We start from the raw sequence: 3,491 nt of genomic DNA on the forward strand, positions 1-3,491 counted from the left end.
GGGCAGGATCAAGGGCAGTGGTTGGATAACAAGAGCCGTATGAATCGAGAGGTTCACGTACGGTTCTGTGAGAGGCTTTGGGGGTGGTTCCCAGGGCCTACTCGACCGCCATTCCGCAAAGCCGGGGCGTTAAGCGTTCGAAGCGGTCATGGAGTTTTAGACAATGGAAACAAGAAAATCATCACGGCTCATAATCGTTGACGAATCAGGACGGTTATTGCTGTTTTTATACAATGACGAGCACCAGTCACCGTTTTGGGCAACAGTGGGAGGAGAGCTGTTGCCTGGTGAAAGCTATGTCGATGCTGCGAAGCGTGAGCTGTATGAGGAAACAGGGCTAATACAGGAAGTTGGATAGGTGCTCAGAGATCGTGATGAAGTATTTGCAGCGAAATGGACGGATGAGTAATAGGAAATAGTCAGATGATTCGCGAGTATAGGCAAGCCGATATTGATCAAGTCTTAGCGATTTGGCTTACTGCGTCGATTGAAGCGCATAACTTCATCGAACCTCATTTTTGGGAGTCAAAGGTCAGCGAGATGCGGGATGTATACATTCCTGCATCGGAGACATTTGTACTGGAGTATGAGGAAAAAATTAACGGATTTTATAGCCTGTGCGGAAACACTCTGGCTGCGATCTTTGTGGCTCCGGAATCACAGGGCAAGGGAATGGGAACAGCCTTGCTTGATGACGCTAAAAATAGGCGAGAAAGCTTGCAGCTCTCCGTTTACAAAGAGAATGTTCCTGGTATCAAGTTCTATGAAAAACATGGGTTTATTTCCCTTGATGAGCAAATCGACGAGCATACTGGTCACCCTGAACTGATCATGGGGTATCACTTGTAAAAATGTTCTGCCGTCGGATCAATAATCCGCTGCGCGTCCATATTTTCGGTTAAGCGTGGCGCTAAATATCAAAGGGTTGATCGATGCAAGGTGAGTGTCTCTGCGGAAACGTGCAGTTCGAAATTGATGGGGAGATACCAAACCTCTATCAATGTCATTGTTCGCTGTGCCGAAAAGCCACCGGGGCGGCCGCTAGTGCTGCTACTTTTGTGCCGGGCAACAGTTTTCGTTGGGTGTCTGGTGAAAATGAAATCAGGTCTTATCAAAAGCCAAGCGGTTATCGGAGTGACTTTTGTTCAGTGTGTGGGAGTCCGGTTCCTAATATTCTGAGGAGCACCGACATGGTTTGGGTGCCAGCCGGTTTGCTTGATGGATTGGCCACTTCAAGGGTTTCTGTTCACCTCCACACAACATCCGCGGCCCTTTGGGAGGAAGAATCTGCCGAGTGCATTCGGTTCGATGGTGGGCCTGATAGCTTGGAATCACTTAACAAATTGTTGTAGTTCGTTCCATGCCTCCGGCCCTGAACCTGACGCCCATTTCGCTGCACTGCATGGGCGCCGTTAAACCACGGCGTTATGCAGTTTAGGAGCTGTAGATGCCAGTAGAAATTCGCCAACTTACACCGAATGACTGCGGCCTGATGATAGCCTTGTCGACATGCTTCGGCGAAGCGTTTAAGGACATGCCCACCTATACTGGAAAGCGCCCAAGTGCAGACTATCTGAAAGCTTTGCTCAGCGGTGATTCCTTTATTGCCCTGGCAGCGCTAGAAGGCATGGATGTTGTCGGTGGACTAGCTGCGTATGAGCTGAAGAAATTCGAGCAAGAGCGCAGTGAGATTTATATATACGACCTTGCAGTGTCATCCGAGCACCGGAGAAAGGGAATAGCTACGGCTCTGATCGAGAAGCTAAAATTAATAGCGGCTGATCGAGGGGCCTATGTGATTTTCGTTCAGGCTGATACCGGCATCGAGGACGAACCGGCAATCGCGCTATATACCAAGCTTGGGCTGCGAGAAGAGGTCCTGCACTTTGATATTTCAGTCGAATCCTGTGATAAAACCGCATAACTAAGCGCATCAGTTCGCACCGCTCGGCACCTTCCGCGGCACTGCCGCCAGTCAGCCATCCGGACAGGGCGACGGATCCAGCGGATCGATATGAAGTTTGCCTTCAACGGCTCCAAACCGGCGCGCAAGCCGGGCGTTCGCGAATAAGGGGTATATCTATGGCCCGCGTCCTAAACTACAAGAAAGAGCACGAAGGTGAGCTAATAGCGCTCTTAGGTAAGGAGCCTGACTGGAGTTCGTTTTTGAGTGACGATGCAATTGATACGTTCAAGCAGGTATTGCTCGAAAGTGAAACCTTTGTGTGCGAAAGCACAGGCACTATCTGCGGCTATCTCCGTGCCTTGGTGGATGGCTTTGGCATCTACATTAGTGAATTGTATGTTGCTCCACATTACAGGAGGCATGGCTATGGCTCACAGCTGCTGGCAAAAATTAAGCATAAATATCCGAGCCAGCCTGTTTATGTGCTCTCAGATGAGGATGCCTACTATGAGAAGCTCGGTTATCGGCGGGTTGGCTCGGTCTTTCAACTATAAAATGGCCAGCAAGTGCCTGAGGGCTGCGGATTGCCTGTCTGAATCGATCAGTCGACGGAGCCTGAAATGAGAATAACCCTGCTTATCGTCGCATTATTCTGGGCCCTTCCAGCTTTGACCCAGACACTGCAGGTTATGGGGTCAGACGAGGGTTTTCTGCCGTTTTACTACGGTGACAATCTGGACAAGGGCATTTTGGTCGAGGTGATCAATAATTTTGGCCTGGAGGCCGGTATCGCCGTCGCGTTCCACCCGATGCCGCGTAACCGCCAGGTCTGGGCGCTGGAAGAAGGGCGAGCAAATGCAGTTTTCGCCACCCCGCGGTGGATGCCACTGCCGGACCAGATGCACGCTGTCGGGCCGGTATTAACCTGGCGTGACCGTGTGTTCGCGCAACCTGGCCGACAGCCGGGCTCCTTCGATGACCTTCAGGGCAGCATCTGCCTGCGCCGATGGTTTATTTACAGCGATCAACTCGAGCGGCGGGTCGGTACCAACCTGAGCCGCCATGACGCCTACAATGCCCAGCAGATGCTGGACATGTTTCTGCACAAACGGTGCGATTACATCGTCATGAACGAGTTGGAATTCCGGTTTATGGCACAGTTGCTGGACATCGATCCGCACCGGTACAGCACCGAACTGATCGTCGCCGAATGGCCCGTCTATCTCGGTATCCTCAAAACCGAGACAGCTCTGATTGAAGCGGCGGAAGCGTTCTTTTCTACTTACACAGTTGATGTGGAGACCATGCTACCGAACCTGCCGCCGCCGGACCGGCATATCTCGATTGAGCCGGACAAATAGGGCACCTACTTGCGTACATGCTTGTATTAGCCAACCCGTCGCGTGACTCGGATACCTGAACTGAAACTTTCCATATCCCGCCCCCGTAGCTGCGTATTCCAGACCAAGGTTGCCACTGATTCCAGACGAAGTCTGCCACCCATTCCACGCGAAAGCTGCCACTAATTCCACGGCAAAGCTGCCACCCCAGCAGACTGCCTGAAGCTCCATCAAAATCGTCCGGC

At 51.7% G+C, this 3,491-nt stretch carries 6 protein-coding genes; all 6 read left to right on the forward strand.

Going from position 1 to position 3,491, the window contains the following annotated elements; all coding sequences use genetic code 11:
* Positions 1 to 163 precede the first annotated feature (163 nt).
* The 6 genes from J122_RS19880 (at position 164) to J122_RS19900 (ending at position 3,267) form a co-directional block, all read left to right on the forward strand.
* On the forward strand, positions 164 to 358 hold the full coding sequence (locus tag J122_RS19880) for an NUDIX domain-containing protein (protein WP_197463899.1): 195 nt from the start codon (positions 164 to 166) through the stop codon (positions 356 to 358).
* Positions 359 to 423: 65 nt separating this feature from the next.
* The gene (locus J122_RS19885; RefSeq protein WP_061334005.1) at positions 424 to 849 is read left to right on the forward strand and encodes an N-acetyltransferase; all 426 of its coding nucleotides are present in this window, start codon (positions 424 to 426) and stop codon (positions 847 to 849) included.
* An 83-nt stretch (positions 850 to 932) separates the two neighbouring features.
* Positions 933 to 1,352: a GFA family protein gene (locus tag J122_RS28080; RefSeq protein ID WP_082780661.1), complete on the forward strand. Its 420-nt coding sequence runs from the start codon at positions 933 to 935 to the stop codon at positions 1,350 to 1,352.
* A gap of 95 nt (positions 1,353 to 1,447) precedes the next feature.
* Entirely contained in the window at positions 1,448 to 1,924 is a 477-nt protein-coding gene (locus tag J122_RS19890; protein ID WP_061334007.1) for an AAC(3)-I family aminoglycoside N-acetyltransferase, read from the forward strand.
* 158 nt (positions 1,925 to 2,082) lie between these two features.
* Complete coding sequence (locus tag J122_RS19895; RefSeq protein ID WP_061334009.1) at positions 2,083 to 2,460, forward strand: GNAT family N-acetyltransferase; 378 nt, start codon at positions 2,083 to 2,085, stop codon at positions 2,458 to 2,460.
* A 66-nt stretch (positions 2,461 to 2,526) separates the two neighbouring features.
* Positions 2,527 to 3,267 carry a substrate-binding periplasmic protein gene (locus J122_RS19900; RefSeq protein ID WP_061334011.1) on the forward strand — a complete coding sequence of 247 codons (741 nt, stop codon included), beginning with the start codon at positions 2,527 to 2,529 and terminating at the stop codon, positions 3,265 to 3,267.
* Positions 3,268 to 3,491: the final 224 nt, after the last annotated feature.

It is taken from the genome of Marinobacter excellens LAMA 842, assembly GCF_001574445.1.
Taxonomy (GTDB): domain Bacteria; phylum Pseudomonadota; class Gammaproteobacteria; order Pseudomonadales; family Oleiphilaceae; genus Marinobacter; species Marinobacter shengliensis.

Bases quoted from the DNA above. Each gene is read 5' to 3' on its own strand.
- J122_RS19880 (WP_197463899.1), top strand. From the start codon at position 164: ATGGAAACAAGAAAATCATCACGGCTCATAATCGTTGACGAATCAGGA.
- J122_RS19885 (WP_061334005.1), top strand. From the start codon at position 424: ATGATTCGCGAGTATAGGCAAGCCGATATTGATCAAGTCTTAGCGATT.
- J122_RS28080 (WP_082780661.1), top strand. From the start codon at position 933: ATGCAAGGTGAGTGTCTCTGCGGAAACGTGCAGTTCGAAATTGATGGG.
- J122_RS19890 (WP_061334007.1), top strand. From the start codon at position 1,448: ATGCCAGTAGAAATTCGCCAACTTACACCGAATGACTGCGGCCTGATG.
- J122_RS19895 (WP_061334009.1), top strand. From the start codon at position 2,083: ATGGCCCGCGTCCTAAACTACAAGAAAGAGCACGAAGGTGAGCTAATA.
- J122_RS19900 (WP_061334011.1), top strand. From the start codon at position 2,527: ATGAGAATAACCCTGCTTATCGTCGCATTATTCTGGGCCCTTCCAGCT.